Below are 22,346 nucleotides of genomic sequence, written 5' to 3' on the forward strand. Positions count from 1 at the left end.
GTCCGTCCCGGTCGGATCAGACCGAGACGCCCTTCTTGTGCAGGAAGCTGACCGGGTTGACCGCGGAACCGTAGTCGGCGGTGTGGCGGATCTCGAAGTGCAGGTGCGGGCCGCTGGAGTTGCCGGTGTTGCCGGAGAGAGCGATCTTCTCGCCCGTCTTCACGGTCTCGCCGATGCGCACATCGATCTGCGACAGGTGGGCGTACTGCGAGTACGTGCCGTTGGCGTGCTTGATCACGACAGCGTTGCCGTACGCGGGACCGTCGCCGCCACCGTTCGGGCCGGCCTTCACGACGGTGCCGCCGTGCGCGGCCTTGACCTTGGTGCCGATCGGCACGGCGAAGTCCTGGCCCGAGTGCTTGTGGGCCCAGCGACTGCCGTCATTGCCGAAGCTCGCGCTCAGCCCGTAGCGGCTCACCGGGATCTCCCAGCCGGCGGCCTTGTTCGCGGCCGCCTTCTTGACCGCCGCCTTGGCCACCTTGGCCGCCTTGGCCGCCTTGCCCTGCACGGCCGCCTGCTGGGCGACCGAGGAGGCCGAGGAGTCGTTGATCAGGCTCGCGGCGCCGGGAGAACCCGCCGTGGCGGCCGCGAACGCAGCGCCCGCACCGAGAACCATCGACGTCCCCAGGCCGGCTGCCACCACGGCGCCACGGACACGGGACAGGGACGGGCGGCGGGAGTGCTGGAACGAAACGCGCTTCGACATAAGCGGAGATCCTCCGGAGATGACTGGACCCGGCGCTCCGGCCGGGCTGGCCATTCCTTGGTAACCCGCACCCACACACATACTCAAACACCCCATCTACGAACAAACGCCGTAGCGGCACCCTCGGGAATTTACTGCCGACGACTTCACACACCCGCCGCCGGGGCGCATCGAAACTCCTTTTTCGGACAGGTTTAACCCCAGCTCCAAACCGGTCGAACCGGACTAAACATAGCGATTCAGGCTCTTCCTCCTCGGACCCTGAAAGCCCCTCCCCGCGTAGGGGCAGAGGTCCCTGCCGCAACCGCGTCGCTCTCCCCTATCGCCGCTAGTAGGCCCCGAAAGGGCTGTGTGCCTTGTCACCGCCGGTGGGGCCGAAGCCTGTCCGATTCGGGACCTTCGGCCGGCGACCTGGCTACGCGGCCACGGCGACCAGCAGCGGATCGGCGCGCTCCTCCCGGACCGCCCCCGGATGCTCCCACGGGGCGACGCGAACGCCGGGAACCCACGCTGCTGGGGTGGCAGGCCGCAGCACACGCCTCGGCCCGCACCTGGGGCCCGCGGCCGGGTGCGACACACGACCGGCCGACGGGTGAAGCGGGTCCGGTTCACCGTTCCGAGGTGTTCGGTGCGGATCGCGGCAAGGGCATGGCAAAAGGGGCTGCCCCGGACCGTTTCTCACGGTTCCGGGGCAGCCCCTTCAGATGCTCAGGCGCTCACGCGCTTCGGCGCGTCCTCACACGTCCTTCGACATGTTCGGTCCCGCGCCGCCCGCCGCCTGCTCGATCGGGGGGACGTCGGGCAGAGCCGACTTCTCCTCGCCGCGGAAGGTGAACGCCTTCTCCTCGCCCTCGCCCTCGGTGCCGACGACCACGATGTGACCGGGGCGCAGCTCACCGAAGAGGATCTTCTCGGAGAGGATGTCCTCGATCTCGCGCTGGATCGTCCGGCGCAGCGGCCGGGCGCCCATCACGGGGTCGTAGCCCTTCTTCGCCAGGAGCGACTTGGCCTCCGAGCTCAGCTCGATGCCCATGTCGCGGTCCTTCAGGCGCTCGTCCACCTTGGCCAGCATGAGGTCGACGATCTGGATGATGTCTTCCTCGGTGAGCTGGTGGAAGACGACCGTGTCGTCGACACGGTTGAGGAACTCGGGGCGGAAGTGCTGCTTGAGCTCTTCGTTGACCTTGACCTTCATCCGCTCGTAGTTCGTCTTGACGTCGCCCTGGGCGGCGAAGCCCAGGTTGAAGCCCTTGGAGATGTCCCGGGTCCCGAGGTTGGTCGTCATGATGATGACCGTGTTCTTGAAGTCCACGACCCGGCCCTGGGAGTCGGTCAGGCGACCGTCTTCCAGAATCTGGAGCAGGGAATTGAAGATATCGGGGTGGGCCTTCTCGACCTCGTCGAAGAGGACGACGGAGAACGGCTTGCGGCGCACCTTCTCGGTGAGCTGGCCGCCCTCTTCGTAACCCACGTAACCGGGGGGAGAACCGAAGAGGCGGGAAACCGTGTGCTTCTCGCTGAACTCCGACATGTCGAGAGCGATCAGCGCGTCCTCGTCACCGAAGAGGAATTCGGCGAGCGTCTTGGACAGCTCCGTCTTACCGACACCGGACGGGCCGGCGAAGATGAACGAGCCACCGGGGCGCTTCGGGTCCTTCAGGCCGGCTCGCGTACGGCGGATCGCCTGCGAGAGGGCCTTGATGGCGTCCTTCTGGCCGATGACGCGCTTGTGGAGCTCGTCCTCCATGCGCAGCAGCCGGGAGGACTCCTCCTCCGTCAGCTTGAAGACCGGGATGCCGGTCGCGGTGGCCAGGACCTCGGCGATCAGCTCGCCATCGACCTCGGCCACGACGTCCATGTCGCCGGCCTTCCACTCCTTCTCGCGCTTGGTCTTCGCGGCGAGGAGCTGCTTCTCCTTGTCGCGCAGGGACGCGGCCTTCTCGAAGTCCTGCGAGTCGATCGCGGACTCCTTGTCGCGGCGGACGCCCGCGATCTTCTCGTCGAACTCGCGGAGGTCCGGCGGCGCGGTCATCCGGCGGATGCGCATCCGGGAACCGGCCTCGTCGATCAGGTCGATCGCCTTGTCCGGCAGGAAGCGGTCCGAGATGTACCGGTCGGCCAGCGTCGCGGCCTGGACCAGCGCCTCGTCCGTGATGGAGACGCGGTGGTGGGCCTCGTAGCGGTCGCGCAGGCCCTTGAGGATCTCGATGGTGTGCGGCAGCGACGGCTCCGCGACCTGGATGGGCTGGAAGCGGCGCTCCAGCGCGGCGTCCTTCTCCAGGTGCTTGCGGTACTCGTCGAGCGTCGTCGCACCGATGGTCTGCAGCTCGCCGCGGGCCAGCATCGGCTTGAGGATGCTGGCGGCGTCGATCGCGCCCTCGGCGGCGCCCGCACCCACCAGGGTGTGGAGCTCGTCGATGAACAGGATGATGTCGCCGCGGGTGCGGATCTCCTTGAGGACCTTCTTCAGGCGCTCCTCGAAGTCACCGCGGTAGCGGGAGCCGGCGACCAGCGCACCGAGGTCGAGGGTGTAGAGGTGCTTGTCCTTGAGGGTCTCGGGCACCTCGCCCTTGACGATGGCCTGCGCCAGTCCTTCGACGACCGCCGTCTTGCCGACGCCGGGCTCGCCGATGAGAACCGGGTTGTTCTTGGTACGGCGGGACAGCACCTGCATGACCCGCTCGATCTCCTTCTCGCGCCCGATGACCGGGTCGAGCTTGGATTCGCGAGCGGCCTGGGTGAGATTCCGGCCGAACTGGTCGAGCACCAGGGACGTGGAGGGCGTGCCTTCCGCGGGGCCGCCCGCGGTTGCCGCCTCCTTGCCGCCCGAGTACCCGGAGAGCAGCTGGATGACCTGCTGCCGCACCCGGTTCAGGTCGGCGCCCAGCTTCACGAGGACCTGGGCGGCGACGCCCTCGCCCTCGCGGATCAGGCCGAGCAGGATGTGCTCGGTGCCGATGTAGTTGTGGCCGAGCTGGAGGGCCTCACGGAGCGACAGCTCCAGGACCTTCTTGGCCCGGGGGGTGAAGGGGATGTGCCCGGACGGGGCCTGCTGGCCCTGGCCGATGATCTCCTCCACCTGCTGGCGGACCGCCTCGAGCGAAATCCCGAGGCTCTCCAGGGCCTTAGCGGCGACACCCTCACCCTCGTGGATAAGGCCCAGGAGGATGTGCTCGGTGCCGATGTAGTTGTGGTTGAGCATCCGGGCTTCTTCCTGAGCCAGGACGACAACCCGCCGCGCGCGGTCGGTGAACCTCTCGAACATCGTTAATCGCTCCTCAGAGCGGTCAGGCAGCAAGGGGTCGGTCCCCTCCCTGTCCTTCCGCAGCTTAGTCCCGCAAGCGGGGACCGCTCATTCCAACTGCCGACACGGTCCTAGGCCTCCTCCTGCCCCGAACGCCGACATCTGCTCCAACCCGATGGTGCGAGACGATGTTCCCGCAGGCCAGGCAGATACGCCTTTCGTCAGTACGCCGATGGCGAACGTGAGATGCCCAGGCCTGCGTGTCGCCCCTCCCCACTAGGGATGTCTTACCCGCTATTACAGACAGTCCATGCGGTGCACGCCGGTTCCCTCCGCTATGGGCGAACATATTTACGCTCCCGAATACGCTTCTACGCCCCCATCTCGGACACAGTGCGCACCCGGTCACGGACTCCGCGTAACCGTTGGTGCGGCTCGGCCGTTCTTCCGGCATGGCCATCACCGTCCCGCCTCCCCCGCCGTCGTTCGCCGACGGGCGGAAGGGCCGCGACGCATGCGCGCGGTGGGCACGGTGGTACGAACGCGAGCTCGGCTGGGCAACGGAGGGCACCACACCGGTGCGGTTGCTGACCGGGCTGCGGTTCGACGTCCTGGAGGTGCCCGCGGCCGTCGGCCGTGCGGCGCTGCGGCGGGTCGGTCGCAGCGGGCCGGTGGCGCTGGCGGGCGCGCGGATGAGCCTGCTGGTCGCGGCGGGAAGCGCCGACGAGCTGCCCGGGCTGCTCGACTGGCTGGAGTGGGGCGGAGTGGCCCTCTCGCTGACCGCCATCGGTGCGGGCGGCCGGATCACCGCGCCGGTGCCGCCCGGCGGGGTGCCCAGCCGGCCGGGGGCCGCCGTATGGCTGCGGCCCCCCGGGCTGCGGCACGAGGAAGAGCCGGAGCTACCGGCCCTGGGCGGCCTCGGGAGCAGGGGTGGGGGTGCTCCCGATCTCGTACGGCTCGTGGACGCGGTGGCGACGGAATGTCACCGGGTCCGGTTGATGCGCGCCCGAACGGGGCGGTCGACCGATGAGTCGACAGCTCAGCCGTTGGCCTTCTCGTAAGCCTCACGGATCTCCGCGGGAACACGGCCACGGTCATTCACATTGTGGCCGTTCTCGCGCGCCCACTTACGGATCTCCGCGGTGTCCTTGTTGCCACCCGTAACAGCGCGGCCCTTGCCGCGGCCGGCCGCTGCGCGGCCACCCGTGCGCCGACCACCCTTGGTGTACGGGTCAAGAAGACCACGGAGCTTGTCCGCGTTGCTCGTGGTGAGGTCGATCTCGTACGTCTTGCCATCCAGAGCGAACGTGACGGTCTCGTCCGCCTCGCCGCCGTCGAGGTCATCGACAAGAAGGACCTGAACCTTCTGTGCCACCGGATTTCCTTTCATCGAAAATGCAGTACGCGGAAAGGAAACCGCTTTTCTCCGAAAAACACAAACCCTCGGGAGAGGTTCAGGATCGCAAGAAGACGGGAAACGTGCGCGATTCGGACATAGAGCTACGGCTTCTTGGGGCGGTCACAGGTGCAGAAGCATCCGGCTGTTGCCCAAGGTGTTCGGCTTCACTCGTTCGAGACCCAGGAACTCTGCTACACCCTCGTCATAGGAACGCAGCAGCTCGCTGTAGACATCTCCGTCGACCGGCGTCTCTCCGATCTCCACGAAGCCGTGCTTCGCGAAGAAGTCGACTTCGAAGGTGAGACAGAAAACCCTGCGTACGCCCAGCCAGCGGGCGGTCTGCAGCAACTTGTCCAGTACTTGATGTCCGACTCCGGCACCCCGGATGCTGTGGTCGACCGCGAGAGTGCGCACTTCGGCCAGGTCTTCCCACATCACGTGCAGTGCACCGCAGCCGATGACCCGGGCGTCCTCGTCGCGTTCCGCGATCCAGAACTCCTGGATGTCCTCGTAAAGGGTCACCGTCGCTTTGTCGAGGAGGATGCCTTCACGTACGTACCCGTCGAGGAGACGGCGGACCGATGCCACATCGCTGGTCCTGGCACGGCGGACGGTGATGGCCACGTTTATAACCGACGGTTCGGTACGCAAATCGGTATGCGGAAGCTCTGAGGACATACCCCCGACGCTATCGCCCGGACTCCGGGCCCGCGCCATCGACCGGATCTCCGGCCTGTTCATCGGTCGGTTCATCCGCGGCTTCGCGCGTGCCTTCATCCGCGACTTCATCGGCCGCTTCCCGCGTCGGGGGCCCGGAGGCCCCGGGCAGGTCGGGCCGGACGATCCGCATGGCGTCCCGGAGGGCCTCGCGCTGCTCGGCGGACATCATCCCGAAGAAGGCGACGAGAGCGGCGGCGGGGTTGTCACTGCGCGACCAGGCCTCGTTCATCAGTGCGGCCGAGTAGGCGGCGCGGGTGGAGACCGCCGTATATCGATATGCGCGGCCGTCGACTTCCCTGCGCACCCAGCCCTTCTGATGGAGATTGTCCATTACCGTCATGACGGTGGTGTAGGCGATGGAGCGTTCCTGCTGGAGGTCCTCGAGGACTTCCCGCACGGTGACCGGACGGTTCCATTGCCAGACCCGCGTCATCACGGCGTCTTCCAGATCTCCCAATTGGCGGGGCACAATGTCACTTTAGTGCCAGATGCCGGGAATGCTCGGCTATTTACGCAGCGAAATGGGCGCACGACTCGTCAGGAGTCGTGCGCCCTTTGCGTGCTGCGGAGTGTCAGACTCCGCCGGTCCGCGGGGCCTGCTGGACGGACTCGGCACGGCCGAGCACCGAGTCCACGGCCTCGTCCTCCTTGGCCTTGTTGGGACCGCCCTGGCTCTTGACGATCGTCACGACGAGGCCGATGAAGAAGGCGGCCATCACCACGGGGGGCACGAGCGCGGATACGTAGTCCATGGAATCCAGAGTAGCGAGGCCGGTACGGACTTCCGCGCGCCCCCTCCGGGTCGCGGTGCGGCTAGCCCGCGGCGCGCTGCTGCGGCGGCGGGGCCGGCCGGCGGGGCGGGAAGACCTCGGAGGGCTTGGGCGCCGGGCGTCCGGGCGACGGGGCGGGCCGGGCCGGGCGGGCCGGGGCCGCCGGGGTCTTCGGCTGTTCGGGTTCGGATTCGCCGGTCCGGCCGCCGGGCAGGGCGAGAAGCCGGCTGCGGGGCGCGGGGGCCACCGCCGGCACGGCACATCCGGCGAGGCGGGCCCGTACCGAGCGCTCCGCGAGCGCCTGGCAGCGCTCCAGGAGGGCCGCGGCCACCGGTCCGTGGCGCAGGGCACGCAGCGCGGCGAGGTCGTCGGGGCGGGGGTCGTATCCACCCGCCAGGGCGTCCTGGAGCAGCTCCAGGTAGCCGCTGACGGAGCCGGGGAGGGCGTTGCGGTAGCGGACGAGGTCGGCGAGCAGGAACGTGCGCAGCCGTCCCGCCTCGCCGACCGCCTCGTCCACGGCGTCCACCAGCCGCAGGCAGTCCTGGACGTCCTCGTCGGGCAGGGGCGTGGGGTGAAGGGCGGTGGAGAGGGCGCGTCGGAGCACACGCAGCTCGTCCGCGCTGAACGCCATACCGCCGCGTGATCCGTAAGGCGTGGGCATGACGCGACAATACGTGCTAAATGGACAAAATCCGCTTAACGGGTCGTTGGCGGCGCGGCGGCGGCTCCCGGTCCGCCGCGCCGTTCCCGCAGGTACGCCCCGTATCCGCTACATCCGGGCGATGTTCCGCTCGTACACCAGACGCAGACCGATGAGGGTGAGCCAGGGCTCGTGCTCGTCGATGACGGAGGACTCGCCCAACACCATCGGCGCAAGGCCGCCCGTCGCGATGACGGTGACGTCGTCGGGGTCGGCGGCCAGCTCCTTCTTCATCCGTGTGACGACACCGTCGACCTGGCCGGCGAAGCCGTAGATGATGCCCGCCTGCATCGCCTCTACCGTGTTCTTGCCGATCACGCTGCGCGGCCGGGCCAGCTCGATCTTGCGGAGCTGGGCGCCCTTGACGCCGAGCGCCTCGACCGAGATCTCTATGCCCGGCGCGATGACACCGCCGGTGTACTCGCCGCGGGCGGAGACCGCGTCGAAGGTGGTGGCCGTGCCGAAGTCGACGACGATCGCCGGACCGCCGTACAGGTCGACGGCGGCGACCGCGTTGATGATGCGGTCCGCGCCGACCTCCTTCGGGTTGTCCATCAGGATCGGCACCCCGGTCTTGATGCCCGGCTCGACGAGGACCGCGGGGACGTCGCCGTAGTAGCGGCGGGTCACCTCGCGCAACTCGTGCAGGACGGCCGGGACCGTGGAACAGATCGCGATGCCCTCGATGCCGTCGCCCAGCTCCATGCCCAGCAGTGGATGCATGCCCATCAGGCCCTGGAGCAGCACCGCGAGCTCGTCCGCGGTCCGGCGGGCATCGGTGGAGATCCGCCAGTGCTCGACGATCTCCTCACCGTCGAACAGGCCGAGGACGGTGTGGGTGTTGCCGACGTCGATGGTGAGCAGCATCAGGCGCCGGCCCCGTCGGTGTCGCGGAAGTCCAGGCCGATGTCGAGGATCGGCGAGGAGTGGGTGAGCGCGCCGACGGCCAGGTAGTCGACGCCCGCCTCCGCGTAGGCGCGTGCGGTGTCCAGGGAGAGCCGGCCGGAGGACTCCAGGACCGCGCGGCCGCCGACCAGTGCGACCGCCTCGGCGGTCTGCAACGGGGTGAAGTTGTCCAGCAGGATCAGGTCGGCGCCCGCGCCGAGGACCTCGCGGACCTGCTGCAGTGTGTCGACCTCGACCTCGATCGGTACGTCCGGGAACTCGTCCCGGACCCGCTTGAAGGCCTCGGCCACGCCGCCGGCCGCGATCACGTGGTTGTCCTTGACCAGAGCCGCGTCCGACAGCGACATGCGGTGGTTGACGCCGCCGCCGCAGCGCACCGCGTACTTCTCCATGGCGCGCAGGCCCGGGGTGGTCTTGCGGGTGTCGCGGACCTTGGCCTTCGTGCCTTCGAGGACGTCGGCCCAGGCTCGGGTGGCGGTCGCGATGCCGGAGAGCCTGCAGAGCAGGTTGAGCGCGCTGCGCTCGCCGGTGAGCAGGTCGCGGGTGCGGGTGGTGACGGTCAGCAGCTTCTGGCCGGGGACGACGCGGTCGCCGTCCTCGACATGGCGCTCGACCGCGAACTCGTCCGTGCAGACGATGGACAGGACGGCCTCGGCGACGCGCAGACCGGCCACGACGCCCGCCTCACGGGCGGTGAAGTCGCCGGTGGCCACGGCGTCCTCGGCGACGGTCGCGACGGTGGTGACGTCGACACCGCCGTCGAGGTCCTCCTCGATGGCGACGTGCGCGACGTCCTCGACCTGGACCGGGTCCAGGCCCGCGTCGGCGAGGAGCTGGGCGAGGTCGGGGTCGAGGCCGCACTCCAGGGGGTTGAGCTGGTAGTACTCGTCCTCACCGCAGCCGCAGCCGTCCCCGCAGCCGCCCTCGGACGGTGCGGGCGCGCCGATCTGGATCAGCGGTACGTCCACGGGTGTGGGGCGCGGATTCTCTTCGGGCGTGCTCACGGTTACGGCTCCTCGGTGACGTCGGCGGGGTGAATCAGGGGTGCTGCTGCTGCGCAGTCTGGTGCCTGCGCCGGGCGTACGGGCCCGAATGCCTCGGTCTCCGTCCGACGGAGGACGAGTTGACGCTCCGGGGTGAGCCGGACGACGAGGTGGCGGCGCCAGTTCTCGTCGTCGCGCTCGGGCCGGTCCTCGCGCCAGTGGCAGCCGCGGGTCTCCTTGCGCCGGCGGGCGGCGGCGACCAGGACACGCGAGACGAGCAGCAGATTGGTGACCTCCCAGGACTCGACGCCGGGCACCGCGACCTTGGGCTCGGCCTCGCCGGCGGCCCGGGCAGCACTGTCGTGCAGGGCCTCCAGCTCCTCGGCGGCGGTGGCCAGACTCTCGACGGAGCGCAGCACTCCGGCGCCCCGGGTCATGATCCGCTGGATCGTGGCGCGTACCTCGGGGGTGAGCAGCGGCGAGGGGGCGGGAAGGGGAAGTCGGCCGACGGTCGCGGCGCCCGCGCTGGGCCGGTCCTCGACGATGTCCGCCGCGATGCGCTCGGCGAAGACGAGGCCCTCCAGGAGGGAGTTGGACGCCAGCCGGTTCGCGCCGTGCACGCCGGTGCACGCGACCTCGCCGCAGGCGTACAGACCGGGCACGGTCGTACGCCCCCGCAGGTCGGTACGGATGCCCCCGGAGGCGTAGTGCGCGGCGGGCGCGACGGGGATGGGCTCGGTGACCGGGTCGATGCCGTGGGCGCGGCAGGCCGCCAGGATGGTGGGGAAGCGCTGTTCCCACATCTCGGCGCCGAAGTGGCGGGCGTCGAGATACATGTGCTCGGTGCCGTGCAGCTGCATCTGGCGGGTGATGGCCTTGGCGACGATGTCGCGCGGGGCCAGTTCCGCCAGTTCGTGCTGCCCGGTCATGAAGCGCGTACCGGACGCGTCGACGAGATGGGCGCCCTCGCCCCGTACCGCTTCCGACACGAGGGGCTGCTGGCCCTCGGAGTCGGCGCCGAGGAAGAGGACCGTCGGGTGGAACTGGACGAATTCGAGGTCGGAGACCTCCGCGCCGGCCCGCAGCGCCAGGGCCACGCCGTCGCCGGTGGAGACCGCCGGGTTGGTGGTGGCGGAGAAGACCTGGCCCATGCCGCCGGTGGCGAGGACCACGGCGGGGGCGCGGACCGCGCCGACGCCGTCGTGCTGGCCCTCGCCCATGACGTGCAGGGTGACGCCCGCGGTACGGCCCTCGTCGTCGGTGAGGAGGTCGAGGACGAGGGCGTTCTCGACGGTGTGCAGGGCGGCTTCGCGGACCGCCTCGACCAGGGTGCGGGAGATCTCGGCGCCGGTCGCGTCACCGCCCGCGTGGGCGATGCGGCGGCGGTGGTGGCCGCCCTCGCGGGCCAGCGCGATGTCGCCGCTGTCCGTCGTGTCGAAGTGGGCGCCGGTCCCGATCAGCCGGCGCACGGCGTCGGGGCCCTCGGTGACCAGGGTCCGTACCGCGGCCTCGTCGCACAGGCCCGCACCCGCGACCAGGGTGTCGTCCAGATGCTGCTGAGGCGTGTCGCCCTCGCCGAGGGCCGCGGCGATGCCGCCCTGCGCCCAGCGGGTGGAGCCGTCGTCGAGGCGGGCCTTCGTGACGACGACGGTGGCGAGACCCGCGGCGGCGCAGCGCAGCGCGGTGGTGAGACCGGCCACGCCGGATCCGACGACCACGACGTCGGCGTCGATGGACCAGCCGGGGGCGGGGGCGGTCAGCCGTATTCCGGTCACGTGGTGACTCCGAAGGTCAGCGGGATGTTGTCGATGAGGCGGGTCTTGCCGACCTTCGCGGCGATGGCGAGGATCGCGTTGCCGGTGGTGCGGTCGTCGGGGATCTCGGTGAAGTCGGCCGGGTCCACGAGCGCCAGGTAGTCCAGGGCGAGCGGCGGCTGTTCGGCCGCCGCGTCGTCGAGGATCAGTCGCGCGGCGGCGCGCACCGCGGCGGGTCCGTCCACGGGGCGGGCCAGGGCCACCGCCTGGGTGTCGGCGGCCGCGCGGGTCTCGCCGAGCGCGGTGAGCGCGGCGGCCCGGCCGGTGGTCGCCGCGGTGGTCTGCGCGCGGGCGTGCAGCGCCTGCTGGGCGGCGAGCCTGTCGCGCGCCGCGAACAGGGCCCGGGACAGGGCGAGGGCGGTGTGCCGCTCCTCGGCGTCCAGGAAGCGGTTGCGGCTGGAGAGCGCGAGGCCGTCCAGCTCGCGGACCGTCTCCACGCCGACGATGTCCACGGGGAAGTTCAGATCGCGCACCATGCGGCGGATCAGCGCCAGCTGCTGGGCGTCCTTCTGCCCGAAGAACGCGGCATCGGGGCGGGTGAGGTGCAGCATCTTGGCGACGACGGTGAGCATCCCGTCGAAGTGCCCCGGCCGGGACGCGCCTTCGAGCCGCTCGCCCATGGGGCCCGCCGAGATCCGGACCTGCGGTTCGCCGCCCGGGTACACCTCGTCGACGGACGGCGCGAAGACCGCGTCCGCCCCGGCGGCACCCGCCACGGCGAGATCGGCGTCGAGGGTCCGGGGGTAGCGCTCCAGGTCGGCCGCCTCGCCGAACTGGAGCGGGTTGACGAAGACGGTGACGACGACCTGGCCGTCCGGGCCCGCGGCCGCGCGTGCGGTACGGATCAGGGTGGCGTGGCCCTCGTGGAGGGCGCCCATGGTCATGACGACGGCCCGCGGCCCCTTGAGCGGCCCGAACCCGGCGAGCTCGGCAGCCGTACGGAGAAGGGTGGCCGCGGGGGCGGCGCCGGGGGCCTGCGGCGGGGCGGCGGGGCGGGGGGTGTGGGGCATGTGGGACCGAGCGGGCCGGGGCGGTGGGGTGGGCTTGTGCGACTGGGCTGTCGGAGGCGTGGTGCCCCGCGTGCGCGGTGCGTCGGGCCTGCTGGTTGTGTTGGTCATCGGGGCTCCTGTGATCCCGTGCCGCCCGCGGTGTCGGCGCCGTCGGCCAGCACGCCGAGCAGGGCCTCGGCCAGCTCCGGCTTGAGCATGCCGTGGGCGAGTGCGCGGTCGGCCGTGGCGCGGGCCATCGCGAGGTAGCCGGCCACGGCCTGCGGAGCGTGCCGGCGCAGCTCGCTCATGTGCACGGCAACCGTACCGGCGTCGCCTCGGGCCACCGGGCCGGTCAGGGCGGCGTCGCCGGAGCGCAGGGCGTTGTCGAGGGCGGCGCCGAGGAGAGGGCCGAGCATCCGGTCGGGGGCGGCGACCCCGGCCGTACGCAACAGCTCCATCGACTGGGCGACCAGCGTGACCAGGTGGTTCGCGCCGAGGGCGAGCGCCGCGTGGTAGAGCGGACGGGACTCCTCCGCGATCCATTCGGGCTCGCCGCCCATCTCGATGACCAGCGCCTCGGCGGCGAGCCGCAGCTCCTCGGGGGCGGTCACGCCGAAGGAGCAGCCGGCCAGCCGCTGGACGTCGACGGAGGTGCCGGTGAACGTCATCACCGGGTGCAGGGCGAGCGGCAGGGCACCGGCCCGCATGGCCGGGTCCAGCACCTGTGTCCCGTACCGCCCCGACGTATGGACGAGCAGCTGTCCCGGCCGCACCGCGCCCGTCTCGGCGAGGCCCTCGACCAGACCGGGCAGGGCGTCGTCCGGAACGGTCAGCAGCACCAGCTCGGCGCGCGCGAGCACCTCGGCGGGCGGCACCAGCGGTACGTCGGGGAGCAGGGTGGCCGCCCGGCGCACCGACGCGTCGGAAACGCCCGACACGGCGACCGGTCGGTGCCCGGCGAGCTGCAGGGACGCGGCGAGAGCGGGGCCGACGCGGCCCGCGCCCACGACGCCGACCGTGAGTCGGGCGGGACGGTCCCTCGCGTCGAGGGGCTCCTTGGGGATTGATGCATTCACGCGGCGGTGGCCTTCCGTTCCAGTCCGCGGGGGGTACCGGACGATTTCTCTGCATGCTACGCCAGCGTTTCGCCCGGACCCCTGGCTGTCCACAGCCTGTGGGAAAAGTCCCGGCGGGTGCGCGGCCCGGGGCCCCTGTGAGCCCGAAAACCGTGCGGGCTCCGGCTGCGACCTGCGTGATGATCGTCCCATGACAGACATGGCGAGCACGGAAGAGCAGGCACGGCACTCGGAGGGGAATGCACAGGAACAGTCACAGGGGCAGCCGCAGTTGCCGTCACAAGAACAGCCGCAGGAACAGTCGCAGGAGGACGCGCAGGACGCGCAGGAACAGTCACAGGAGGACGCGCAGCGGCTGCGCAGGTTGAAGGCCCGCCGTGCGGCCGAGCGGGTCCTGGAAAGGCCGCCCGCGCACCTCCCGCTCGGTGAACGGCTGGCCGCGCTGGCGGCGGGGGCCTCAGCGGTCACCGATCTCGGCCGTCCTGCGGACATATATGGCGATGGGGTCGTCGCCGAGCTGGAGCGGCGGATCGCGGACCTGCTGGGCATGGAGGCCGCCGCGTTCTTCCCGACCGGGACGATGGCGCAGCAGGTCGCACTGCGGTGCTGGGCCGGGCGGACCGGAAATTCCACCGTGGCGCTGCATCCCCTGGCCCACCCCGAGGTGCACGAGCGCGGCGCGCTGGGAGCGGTGAGCGGGCTGCGTACCGTCCATCCGACGTCCGAGCCCCGGCCGCCCACGGCGCGGGAGATCCGCGACTTCGCCGAGCCGTTCGGCACGCTGATGCTGGAGCTGCCGTTGCGCGATGCCGGTTTCGTCCTGCCGACGTGGGAGGAGCTGGAGGCCGTGGTGGCGGCCGCCCGGGAACGCGATGCGGTCGTGCATGTCGACGGCGCGCGGCTGTGGGAGTGCGCCCCCCACTTCGGGCGGGAGCTGCCGGAGATCGCGGCGCTCGCGGACAGTGTGTACGTCTCGTTCTACAAGACCCTCGGCGGAATCTCCGGGGCCGCGCTGGCCGGTCCCGAGTCCCTGATCGAGGAGGCCCGCACCTGGCGCCACCGGTACGGCGGGCAGCTCTTCCAGCAGTTCCCGGCGGCGCTCGCCGCGCTGATCGGCCTGGACCAGGAACTGCCGCTGCTGCCGTCGTACGTGGCACAGGCGAAGGTGGTGGCCGGGGCGCTGGCCGAGGGCTTCGCGGCGGCCGGCGCCGGGTGGTTCCGGGTGCATCCGGAACCACCGCACACGCACCAGTTCCAGGTGTGGCTGCCGTACGAGGCGGACGTCCTGACGGAGGCGGCGGTGCGGCAGGCGGAGGAGACGGGCGTGGTGCTCTTCCACAACTGGCACTCCGCGGCTGCCGGGCCGCCCGGGGTGGCGTTCACCGAGGTCACGGTGGGCCGGGAAGGGCTGGAGTGGACGGCAGAGGACGTACGGGGGGCGGTGGCGGAGTTCATGAACCGGGTGGTGGCTCAGCTCCGTTCGTCGGACTGACGTCCGTCGGGCCGGGCGGACCAGGTGCGGCGGCGGTAGCGGCCGTAGTGGTCCCGGACGGTCCGCAGTACGGACCGGTCGTGCCGGCCCGGCGGTGGCGGCGGCGGTTCGCCGTGCTGAGCCGCGCGGTAGCTGTCGATCATGTGCTGCTGAAGGGCGTTCATGGCCTCAGCGTGGGCCGGTCCCGGCCCGCGCTGCTCGTCGATTGACGAGCAGCGTCAAGTGGCGCGTGGCCTTCCGCGCTCACCCCGCACTATGGAGGGGTGAGCGTGCACATCGACATCGCGGGGCTGGCGCCCGAGCGCATCGTTTTCGAGACCTCCCCCCTCGCCGAGCTGGGGCTGGTCCTGCATGCCCTCTCCGAGCCGGGGCACCACCCGGGCCTGCACGGCTGGGCGACGGCGACCTCCAGCGCGCTGGAGCCCGATCTCGCCGACCGGCTGCACGAGGCCGAGTTCCTGTGGCGCAATACGTTCTCGGACGTCTTCATGCCGTTCGCCGGAATCCGCGGCGGCAACGGCAGGACGGGGGCGACCCTCGCCGAGGACCTGGACATCCTCGACCGGCTGGACGACGAGCGGTTCGTCTCCGCCTCCCTGGAGTTCACCTGCTCCAGCCTGTACGGAATCGGCGCACCCTCCCCGCTCAGCGACGCGACGATGCGCGCCCGCGCCCTGGACATGGCGGCGACGCGCGGCCCCCGGCAGGTGGAGTTCACCAAGCAGCTGCTGGCCGACCCCGCCTCCGTACGCCGCTGGATCCGGCGCCTGTTCGAGGACTGCGACCAGGCGTTCTTCGCCGACACCTGGCGGCGGGTGCAGGTCCAGCTGGTCGCCGACGCCCGGCACAAGACGGATCTGCTGCGGCGCAAGGGGCTCGGCGAGGCGATGGGCGCGGTGTCCCCGGCCCTGTCGCTCGACGAGGCCGGGACCCGGATCAGCGCCGACAAACTGACCGAGGGCCGGACCAACGCGGCCGACCCGGCCGCCGGCCCCGGGCTCACCCTCATCCCGTCCACCTTCGGCTGGCCTCACCTGATGGTGCTGCACGCGCCGGGCTGGCGCCCGGTGATCCACTACCCGGTGCACCACCCCGAGCTGCCCTCCCCCGCCTCCGTGGAACTGCTCCAGCTGCGCATGGAGGCGCTGGCCCACCCGATGCGGATGCGCCTGTGCCGCAATCTCGCCCGTTCCCCGTACTCGACCGGTGAACTCGCCGATTCGCACAACATCACGGCACCCGAGGTCTCCCGGCATCTCGCGGTGCTGAAGAAGGCGGGCCTGGTCACCACGCGGCGGCGCGGCCGGTACGTACTGCACCAGCTGGACCTGACGGTGGTGGCGCGGCTCGGCAGCGACTTCCTGGAGGGCGTCCTGCGCTGAGCCGTGGCCGGTTCAGTCGAAGCGGATGTGCTTGATCCCCGTCCAGGTACGCCGCACCCGGTGCCGCAGCGCGCTGTCCCTGTCCGGCAGCACGGTCAGCCCCGCCGATCCGGCGATCCGGTCGGCGACCTGCGGGACCGTCAGCCGGTCGGTACGGAGGTGCTCGGCGAACTCCGGCTCCGCGAGCCGCTCCAGGCAGTGATCCAGCTTCGCCACGGCGAAACTCTCCCGCTTCAGCCCCCGCCCGAATCCGCGTTCGCTCAGCCGGCGCAGCACCGTGGCCCGTTCGGCGAGCAGCGCGAAGTGGTGCACGGTGTGCCCGTCGTCGCGCAGCCGTCCGATGATCTCGGCGAAGTAGCCGGGGTCGACGAGCGTCATCGGGGCGATCACCGGTCCCGGATGACCCCGCAGCGCCAGTCCCAGCACCTCGCGCACGCCGTCGCGCCAGGCCGTCAGGTCCTGGAAGTCACCGCGTAGTCGCGGCGGGAGCATCCGGTGCAGCCCGAACCCGACGTGCTCGGGGTCGCAGACCACGCTGCCGGGCAGTCGCCGGTTCAGCTCGTACGCCGTGTGCGTCTTGCCGCCGCCGAACGGCCCGTTGATCCAGAGCAGTGCTCCCACGGTTCAGCCCGTCCCGCCGCCACCGCCGGCCCTGACCAGCCCCGTCTCGTACGCGAGGACGACGACCTGCACCCGGTCGCGCAGGCTCAGCTTGGTGAGGATGCGGCCCACGTGCGTCTTCACGGTTGCCTCGGAGAGCACCAGGCGTGCCGCGATCTCGCCGTTCGACAGTCCCTGCGCGACCAGCAGCATCACTTCGCGTTCACGTTCGGTGAGCTTGGCGATGCCCTTGTGCTGCGGTTCGCTGGTGCCGCTCGGCAGCATCGATGAGAAGCGGTCGAGCAGCCGGCGGGTGGTGGACGGGGCGACGACGGCGTCGCCGCTGTGCACGGAGCGGATGGCGGCGAGCAGTTCTGCGGGCGGCACGTCCTTGAGCATGAAACCGCTGGCCCCGGCCTTCAGCCCGGAGAAGGCGTACTCGTCGAGGTCGAACGTGGTCAGGATGAGCACCTTGGGCGCATCCGGCTGCGCGCAGATGCGACGGGTGGCCTCGACACCGTCCAGCCTCGGCATCCGGACGTCCATCAGCACCACGTCGACGGCGGTGGCGCGCAGGATCCCGATCGCCTCCGCGCCGTCGCCGGCCTCGGCCACGACCTCCATGTCCGGCTGGGCGGCGAGCACCATCCGGAAGCCGGTGCGCAGCAGCACCTGGTCGTCGACGAGCATCACGCGGATCGCCATGAGAGGTCCTGTCTCCTTGTCTGTACTGCGGCTGGTACTGCGTTTGTCCATCGCGTCTGTCCTGCGCCTGTACTGCGCCTGTACTGCGCCTGTGTACCGCGTCCGTCCTGGGTCCGGAAAGTGCCGGAGGTCTAGTGGGCCGCCTTGAGCGGCAGCAGGGCGCTGATCCGGAACCCGCCGCCGGGCCGCGGCCCGGCGTCCAGCGTGCCGCCGACCATGCCGACCCGTTCGCGCATGCCGATCATTCCGTGGCCCGCGCCGTCGGCGCCGCCGTCCACGTACAGCTCGTGCGCCGCACCCCGCCCGTCGTCCTCGACCAGCAGCCCGAGCCCGTCGTCGAAGTAGACCAGCCGCACACTGGCCCCGGCGTCCGGACCGCCGTGCTTGCGGGTGTTGGTCAGGGCCTCCTGCACGATGCGGTACGCGGTCAGCTCGACCCCGCTGGGCAGCGGCCGGGGGGTGCCCTCGATCTTGAAGTCGACGGTCAGCCCGGTCTTCCTGACCTGCTCGATGAGGTCCTCGATCTGCTCGACGTCGGGCTGCGGGACGTACTCCCCGCTCTCCCGGGCGTCCCCGGTCCGCAGCACCCCGAGCAGCCGCCGCATCTCCGCGAGTGCCTGCCTGCCGGTGCTGGAGATGGTCTCCAGGGCCTGCCGGGCCTGGTCGGGGGCCGCGTCCATGACATACGCCGCGCCGTCGGCCTGCACCACCATCACCGAGACGTTGTGCGCGACGACGTCGTGGAGTTCGCGGGCGATACGGGCCCGCTCGGCGGCCACCGCGACCTTCGACTGCGCCTCGCGCTCCCGCTCCAGCCGGGCCGCGCGCTCCTCCAGCTGGCTGAAGTAGGCGCGCCGGGTCCGCATCGAGTCGCCGAGCACCCAGGCGAGCACGAACGGCACGGTCATCACGATGACGACGAAGACCTGCTGGGGCCAGCTGGCCTGCGGTACGTCCTGCGGCCAGCGCAGCTGGGAGAGGCCGGCCGCGCACAGGGCGCAGACCAGCGCGAGCCGGGACGCCCAGCGCTCCCCGAGGGTGGCCACGGTGAAGACGATCACCAGCATCGCGAAGTTCACGACGCCGGGGGTGACCCCGAACGCCAGCTGTCCGACGCCCATCACGATGGTGAGCAGCAGCATCTTCTCCGGCACACGCCGGCGCAACGCGACGACGGTGCAGAGCCCGATGCTGATCAGCAGGGCGGCGAGCCGCCCACCCGCGCGATCCGCAGGCGCCACCATGGACAGGCCGGAGAGCCCGAGGAGGAAGACAGCCCAGAAGCTGTCGACGCCCGTCGGGTGTCTGCGGATGAAGTCGTAGAGGCGCTGCACGTAACCCAGCGTAGGGACAGGCGACAGGTGCACGGGTCAGCCGAAGGGCCGATCCGGCTCCAGGGACCGTACTCCCCAAGGTGGAGACTTGGAAACGTGACGGATGAGTGGCGTGGGTGGCAGGAGGCGGCAGAGACCGCTTTGTACGGAGACGGGGGGTTCTACCGGAGCCCGGAAGGGCCGGCGGGCCACTTCCGTACCTCCGTCCACGCGTCCCCGCTGTTCGCCTCGGCCGTCGCCCGGCTGCTGGTCGGGACGGCGCGGGAGCTGGGCACCGACTCGGTCGACCTGGTGGACCTGGGGGCGGGGCGGGGCGAACTGCTGACGGGGGTGCTGGCGGCCCTGCCGGCCGTGGGCGCCGACGGCCTGGCCGTACGGGCGTACGCCGTGGAGCTCGCCGCCCGCCCCGCCGGTCTGGACCCCCGGATCGAGTGGTGCGCCGAACCGCCGCCGGGGACGCGCGGTCTGCTGTTCGCCAACGAGTGGCTGGACAACGTCCCGACCGAGGTCGCCGAGACCGATGCGGACGGCGTCGACCGGTATGTCCTCGTCCGGACGGCCGACGGTGCGGAACGGCTGGGCGGGCCGGTGTCCGGGGCCGACGCCGCGTGGCTGCGCCGCTGGTGGCCGTCGGCCGGACCGGGCAGCCGGGCCGAGATCGGCCGCCCGCGCGACGAGGCCTGGGCACGGGCGGTGTCCACCCTGGCCGGGGGGCTCGCGGTTGCGGTGGATTACGCCCACGTACGGGAGGCGCGGCCCCCCTTCGGCACGCTGACCGGCTTCCGGTCCGGACGCGAGGTGCGACCGGTGCCGGACGGCAGCTGCGACCTCACCTCGCACGTGGCCCTGGACGCGTGCGCGGCGGCCGGGGGCGGGACGGTGCTCCCCCAGCGCGAGGCGCTGCGGGACCTCGGCATCAACGGCGAGCGCCCGCCCCTGACCCTGGCCTCGACCGACCCGGCCGGCTACGTACGGGCCCTCGCCTCGGCGGGCGAGGCAGCGGAGCTGACGGCCCGGGGCGGCCTGGGCGACTTCGGCTGGCTGATGCACCGAAGGCCGACCGGCAATCGGGGGGTGGGAGAAGGAGCGGGGTTGGGTGCGTGCAGCTGCAAGGCGGAGGATTGAGGCATGGCAAATGGGCTTCCCTGCTCGAGCGAAGCCGAGAGCTCGGGGAGGCGGTGATTTGACGACAACGCGGGAGGGGGGTCCCCCTGGCCCTCAAGGCCTTGGGGGCGTGCGTGCGTGCCCGGCCCCGCGACGCCGCCCCCCGATCGCCGGTCGGCCTTAGGCCCGGGGTCCGGGGCGGGGCCCCGGACGCTCAGGGAATACTGGCCATATGACGGAGACGACAGTCGGCATCGGCGGCGCAGCGGAGAGCACCGACATGGTGCTCAACATCGGCCCCCAGCACCCCTCCACCCACGGCGTGCTCCGTCTGCGCATCGTCCTCGACGGCGAACGCATCCAGCACGCCGAACCGGTCATCGGCTACATGCACCGCGGCGCGGAGAAGCTGTTCGAGGCCCGCGACTACCGGCAGATCGTGATGCTCGCCAACCGCCACGACTGGCTGTCGGCGTTCTCCAACGAGCTGGGCGTCGTGATGGCCGTCGAGCGCATGCTCGGCATGGAGGTCCCGGAGCGCGCGGTCTGGACGCGGACCCTGCTCGCCGAGCTGAACCGGGTCCTGAACCATCTGATGTTCCTCGGCTCGTACCCGCTCGAACTCGGCGGGATCACCCCGGTGTTCTACGCCTTCCGCGAGCGCGAGGAGCTCCAGGCCGTGATGGAGGAGGTCTCCGGCGGCCGGATGCACTACATGTTCAACCGGGTCGGCGGCCTCAAGGAGGACCTCCCCGCGGGCTGGCTCGGCCGCGCCCGGGACGCCGTCGCCTCGGTCCGGTCCCGGATGGACGTGTACGACGACCTGGTGCTCGGCAACGAGATCTTCCGGGGTCGCACCCGTGGCGTGGGCGTGCTGCCCGCCGGGACCGTGCACGCGTACGGGGTGTCCGGGCCGATCGCACGCGCCTCGGGCGTCGACTTCGATCTGCGGCGCGACGAGCCGTATCTCGCGTACGGGGAGCTTCAGGACACCCTCAAGGTCGTCACCCGCACCGAGGGCGACTGCCTGGCCCGCTTCGAATGCCTGCTGGAGCAGACGGACAACGCCCTGGATCTGGCGGACGCCTGCCTGGACCGGATGGCCGGCCTGGCGCCCGGCCCGATCAACCAGCGGCTGCCCAAGGTGCTGAAGGCCCCCGAGGGCCACACCTACGCCTGGACCGAGAACCCGCTCGGCATCAACGGCTACTACCTGGTGTCCAAGGGCGAGAAGACCCCGTACCGGCTGAAGCTCCGCTCCGCGTCGTACAACAACATCCAGGCGCTCACCGAGCTGCTGCCGGGCACGCTGGTCGCCGACATGGTGGCGATCCTGGGCTCGCTCTTCTTCGTCGTCGGCGACATCGACAAGTAGGCCGAGCCGCGCGGCGCCTACGAGATGGCGCTGCGCAGCTCCACCACCTCCAGCTGCTCGGTCTCGTCGTGCGCGGTCAGGTCGATGACCTTGCCGACGGCCCGGTTCCCGATCGAGCCCGTGCGGTGCGCGGCCAGTGCCTCCTCGCCCACCACGTCCGCGAGGTCCTCGTTCTGCACGGACTCGATCGCGGCGCGGGCCTTCTGCGTACCGAAGAAGTCGAAGCTGCCCTGCGGCACCGGATGGCGGCGGGGCGCCGCGTGCGGAGCGACCGGGCTGGCGGCCGGCACGGCGCGCGCCGCGGGCAGCGCGGCGGACGGCCGGGGCGCCGGAAGGGCGGTCGTCGGACGGAGGTGCTCGGCCCCGGACGCGTCCGGGGCCGCCGCGTGCTTCCCCTGCCGCTCCTCCGCCTCCCGGGCCCGCTCCGCGAGATCCCGCTTCCTGGCCTGCTCGGCGGTCCGGCGCGCCTCCTGGAGGGCCCCGTTGCGCGAGAGGTCCTCCAGCGCCTGGGCGGCACGCAGGTAGGCGGCCGGCGTCGGTGTGCTGCGCGCCGCGGGCAGTTCCCGGGGAGTCGCGGCTTCGAGCGCGAGCTGCCTGCGGCCCTCCAGCGCGCTGGCCCGCTCGGTCTCGGCGTTGGCGTACCGCCGCAGCAGCGCGGCGTGCTCCCCGCGCAGATTGGCGAGCTCCACGCGCTTGCGGCGCAGCTTCGTCTCCAGCCGGGCGCGCAGCTCCCGCGACTCCTCCAGGTCGGCCTCCAGCTCGGCCATGCGCTCCTCGGCCCGCCATTCGTCACCGGCTCGGGCGCGCGTCAGCTCCGCGATACGCCGGCCCGCATCCCGGTCCCAGCTGCGCATCAGATACGCACCGGTCACGGCCGCGGCCGCCGCGGCGGCCACCAGACCGCGCAGGATCAGGGGCTCGGCGAGCAGCCAGGCGCCCCCGGCACAGAGAACCGACACTCCGACTACGGCCGAGGGCGGAAGGATTCTGTGCAGAGGTGGCGAATGGCGATGACGTCCACGTGGCATGGCCTGAAATTTACCGTGT

General features: G+C 71.3%; 22 protein-coding genes. 5 read left to right on the forward strand and 17 right to left on the reverse strand.

From position 1 onward, the window contains the following. Nucleotides 1–16: 16 nt before the first annotated feature. Both ACFVV1_RS28330 and ACFVV1_RS28335 read right to left on the reverse strand, forming a co-directional pair. Nucleotides 17–706 carry a M23 family metallopeptidase gene (locus ACFVV1_RS28330; protein WP_389994703.1) on the reverse strand — a complete coding sequence of 230 codons (690 nt, stop codon included), beginning with the start codon at nucleotides 704–706 and terminating at the stop codon, nucleotides 17–19. 736 nt (nucleotides 707–1,442) lie between these two features. Then, complete coding sequence (locus ACFVV1_RS28335) at nucleotides 1,443–3,971, reverse strand: ATP-dependent Clp protease ATP-binding subunit (RefSeq protein WP_266746951.1); 2,529 nt, start codon at nucleotides 3,969–3,971, stop codon at nucleotides 1,443–1,445. A 431-nt stretch (nucleotides 3,972–4,402) separates the two neighbouring features. On the opposite strand from ACFVV1_RS28335, the gene ACFVV1_RS28340 reads away from it, so the two are divergent. Further along, nucleotides 4,403–5,011: an SCO3374 family protein gene (locus ACFVV1_RS28340; protein WP_389994707.1), complete on the forward strand. Its 609-nt coding sequence runs from the start codon at nucleotides 4,403–4,405 to the stop codon at nucleotides 5,009–5,011. Here ACFVV1_RS28340 and ACFVV1_RS28345 read toward each other — a convergent pair. From ACFVV1_RS28345 to ACFVV1_RS28390, 10 genes are all read right to left on the reverse strand, one after another. Continuing rightward, nucleotides 4,990–5,325, reverse strand: a complete 336-nt coding sequence (locus ACFVV1_RS28345) for an Lsr2 family protein (RefSeq protein WP_389994710.1) — start codon at nucleotides 5,323–5,325, stop codon at nucleotides 4,990–4,992. The two genes, ACFVV1_RS28340 and ACFVV1_RS28345, sit on opposite strands and share 22 nt — an antisense overlap. Nucleotides 5,326–5,469: 144 nt before the next feature. Then, nucleotides 5,470–6,027, reverse strand: a complete 558-nt coding sequence (locus ACFVV1_RS28350) for an amino-acid N-acetyltransferase (RefSeq protein ID WP_384448962.1) — start codon at nucleotides 6,025–6,027, stop codon at nucleotides 5,470–5,472. Nucleotides 6,028–6,037: 10 nt separating this feature from the next. Beyond that, nucleotides 6,038–6,538: a BlaI/MecI/CopY family transcriptional regulator gene (locus tag ACFVV1_RS28355; RefSeq protein ID WP_389994713.1), complete on the reverse strand. Its 501-nt coding sequence runs from the start codon at nucleotides 6,536–6,538 to the stop codon at nucleotides 6,038–6,040. Between the two features lie 103 nt (nucleotides 6,539–6,641). Further along, complete coding sequence (locus tag ACFVV1_RS28360) at nucleotides 6,642–6,821, reverse strand: hypothetical protein (protein ID WP_389994716.1); 180 nt, start codon at nucleotides 6,819–6,821, stop codon at nucleotides 6,642–6,644. Between the two features lie 61 nt (nucleotides 6,822–6,882). Further along, the gene (locus ACFVV1_RS28365) at nucleotides 6,883–7,470 is read right to left on the reverse strand and encodes a hypothetical protein (protein WP_389994957.1); all 588 of its coding nucleotides are present in this window, start codon (nucleotides 7,468–7,470) and stop codon (nucleotides 6,883–6,885) included. A 138-nt stretch (nucleotides 7,471–7,608) separates the two neighbouring features. Then, nucleotides 7,609–8,406, reverse strand: a complete 798-nt coding sequence (locus ACFVV1_RS28370) for a type III pantothenate kinase (protein WP_389994719.1) — start codon at nucleotides 8,404–8,406, stop codon at nucleotides 7,609–7,611. Further along, nucleotides 8,406–9,449, reverse strand: coding sequence for a carboxylating nicotinate-nucleotide diphosphorylase (gene nadC / locus ACFVV1_RS28375; protein ID WP_389994723.1), 1,044 nt, complete (start codon nucleotides 9,447–9,449; stop codon nucleotides 8,406–8,408). Before nadC ends, ACFVV1_RS28370 begins: the two co-directional genes overlap by 1 nt. Before the next feature lie 2 nt (nucleotides 9,450–9,451). Next, the gene (locus ACFVV1_RS28380) at nucleotides 9,452–11,203 is read right to left on the reverse strand and encodes an L-aspartate oxidase (protein ID WP_389994726.1); all 1,752 of its coding nucleotides are present in this window, start codon (nucleotides 11,201–11,203) and stop codon (nucleotides 9,452–9,454) included. Further along, nucleotides 11,200–12,252, reverse strand: coding sequence for a pantoate--beta-alanine ligase (panC, locus tag ACFVV1_RS28385; RefSeq protein WP_389994959.1), 1,053 nt, complete (start codon nucleotides 12,250–12,252; stop codon nucleotides 11,200–11,202). Before panC ends, ACFVV1_RS28380 begins: the two co-directional genes overlap by 4 nt. A gap of 104 nt (nucleotides 12,253–12,356) precedes the next feature. Then, nucleotides 12,357–13,307, reverse strand: a complete 951-nt coding sequence (locus ACFVV1_RS28390; protein ID WP_389994728.1) for a Rossmann-like and DUF2520 domain-containing protein — start codon at nucleotides 13,305–13,307, stop codon at nucleotides 12,357–12,359. A 199-nt stretch (nucleotides 13,308–13,506) separates the two neighbouring features. Here ACFVV1_RS28390 and ACFVV1_RS28395 point away from each other — a divergent pair, with 199 nt between their 5' ends. After that, entirely contained in the window at nucleotides 13,507–14,799 is a 1,293-nt protein-coding gene (locus ACFVV1_RS28395) for a threonine aldolase family protein (protein ID WP_389994730.1), read from the forward strand. Here the strand turns inward: ACFVV1_RS28395 and ACFVV1_RS28400 are convergent. Then, on the reverse strand, nucleotides 14,778–14,963 hold the full coding sequence (locus ACFVV1_RS28400; protein ID WP_389994731.1) for a hypothetical protein: 186 nt from the start codon (nucleotides 14,961–14,963) through the stop codon (nucleotides 14,778–14,780). The two genes, ACFVV1_RS28395 and ACFVV1_RS28400, sit on opposite strands and share 22 nt — an antisense overlap. A gap of 105 nt (nucleotides 14,964–15,068) precedes the next feature. On the opposite strand from ACFVV1_RS28400, the gene ACFVV1_RS28405 reads away from it, so the two are divergent. Continuing rightward, nucleotides 15,069–16,181 carry a DUF5937 family protein gene (locus ACFVV1_RS28405; RefSeq protein ID WP_389994962.1) on the forward strand — a complete coding sequence of 371 codons (1,113 nt, stop codon included), beginning with the start codon at nucleotides 15,069–15,071 and terminating at the stop codon, nucleotides 16,179–16,181. A gap of 12 nt (nucleotides 16,182–16,193) precedes the next feature. Here the strand turns inward: ACFVV1_RS28405 and ACFVV1_RS28410 are convergent, their stop codons facing one another. The 3 genes from ACFVV1_RS28410 to ACFVV1_RS28420 all read right to left on the reverse strand — a co-directional run bounded on the left by ACFVV1_RS28410 (nucleotide 16,194) and on the right by ACFVV1_RS28420 (nucleotide 18,820). Then, nucleotides 16,194–16,802, reverse strand: a complete 609-nt coding sequence (locus ACFVV1_RS28410; RefSeq protein ID WP_389994734.1) for an AAA family ATPase — start codon at nucleotides 16,800–16,802, stop codon at nucleotides 16,194–16,196. Between the two features lie 3 nt (nucleotides 16,803–16,805). Beyond that, entirely contained in the window at nucleotides 16,806–17,486 is a 681-nt protein-coding gene (locus tag ACFVV1_RS28415; RefSeq protein WP_389994737.1) for a response regulator, read from the reverse strand. A gap of 131 nt (nucleotides 17,487–17,617) precedes the next feature. After that, on the reverse strand, nucleotides 17,618–18,820 hold the full coding sequence (locus tag ACFVV1_RS28420) for a sensor histidine kinase (RefSeq protein WP_389994740.1): 1,203 nt from the start codon (nucleotides 18,818–18,820) through the stop codon (nucleotides 17,618–17,620). Nucleotides 18,821–18,916: 96 nt separating this feature from the next. Between ACFVV1_RS28420 and ACFVV1_RS28425 the strand changes: the two genes are divergently transcribed. After that, the gene (locus ACFVV1_RS28425) at nucleotides 18,917–19,945 is read left to right on the forward strand and encodes an SAM-dependent methyltransferase (protein WP_389994743.1); all 1,029 of its coding nucleotides are present in this window, start codon (nucleotides 18,917–18,919) and stop codon (nucleotides 19,943–19,945) included. Between the two features lie 211 nt (nucleotides 19,946–20,156). Further along, complete coding sequence (locus ACFVV1_RS28430) at nucleotides 20,157–21,299, forward strand: NADH-quinone oxidoreductase subunit D (RefSeq protein ID WP_389994745.1); 1,143 nt, start codon at nucleotides 20,157–20,159, stop codon at nucleotides 21,297–21,299. A 17-nt stretch (nucleotides 21,300–21,316) separates the two neighbouring features. Here the strand turns inward: ACFVV1_RS28430 and ACFVV1_RS28435 are convergent, their stop codons facing one another. Further along, nucleotides 21,317–22,327: a hypothetical protein gene (locus ACFVV1_RS28435; protein WP_389994748.1), complete on the reverse strand. Its 1,011-nt coding sequence runs from the start codon at nucleotides 22,325–22,327 to the stop codon at nucleotides 21,317–21,319. Nucleotides 22,328–22,346: the final 19 nt, after the last annotated feature.

Origin of the sequence: Streptomyces sp. NPDC058092 (assembly GCF_042884935.1) — a bacterium.
Classification (GTDB): Bacteria; Actinomycetota; Actinomycetes; order Streptomycetales; family Streptomycetaceae; genus Streptomyces.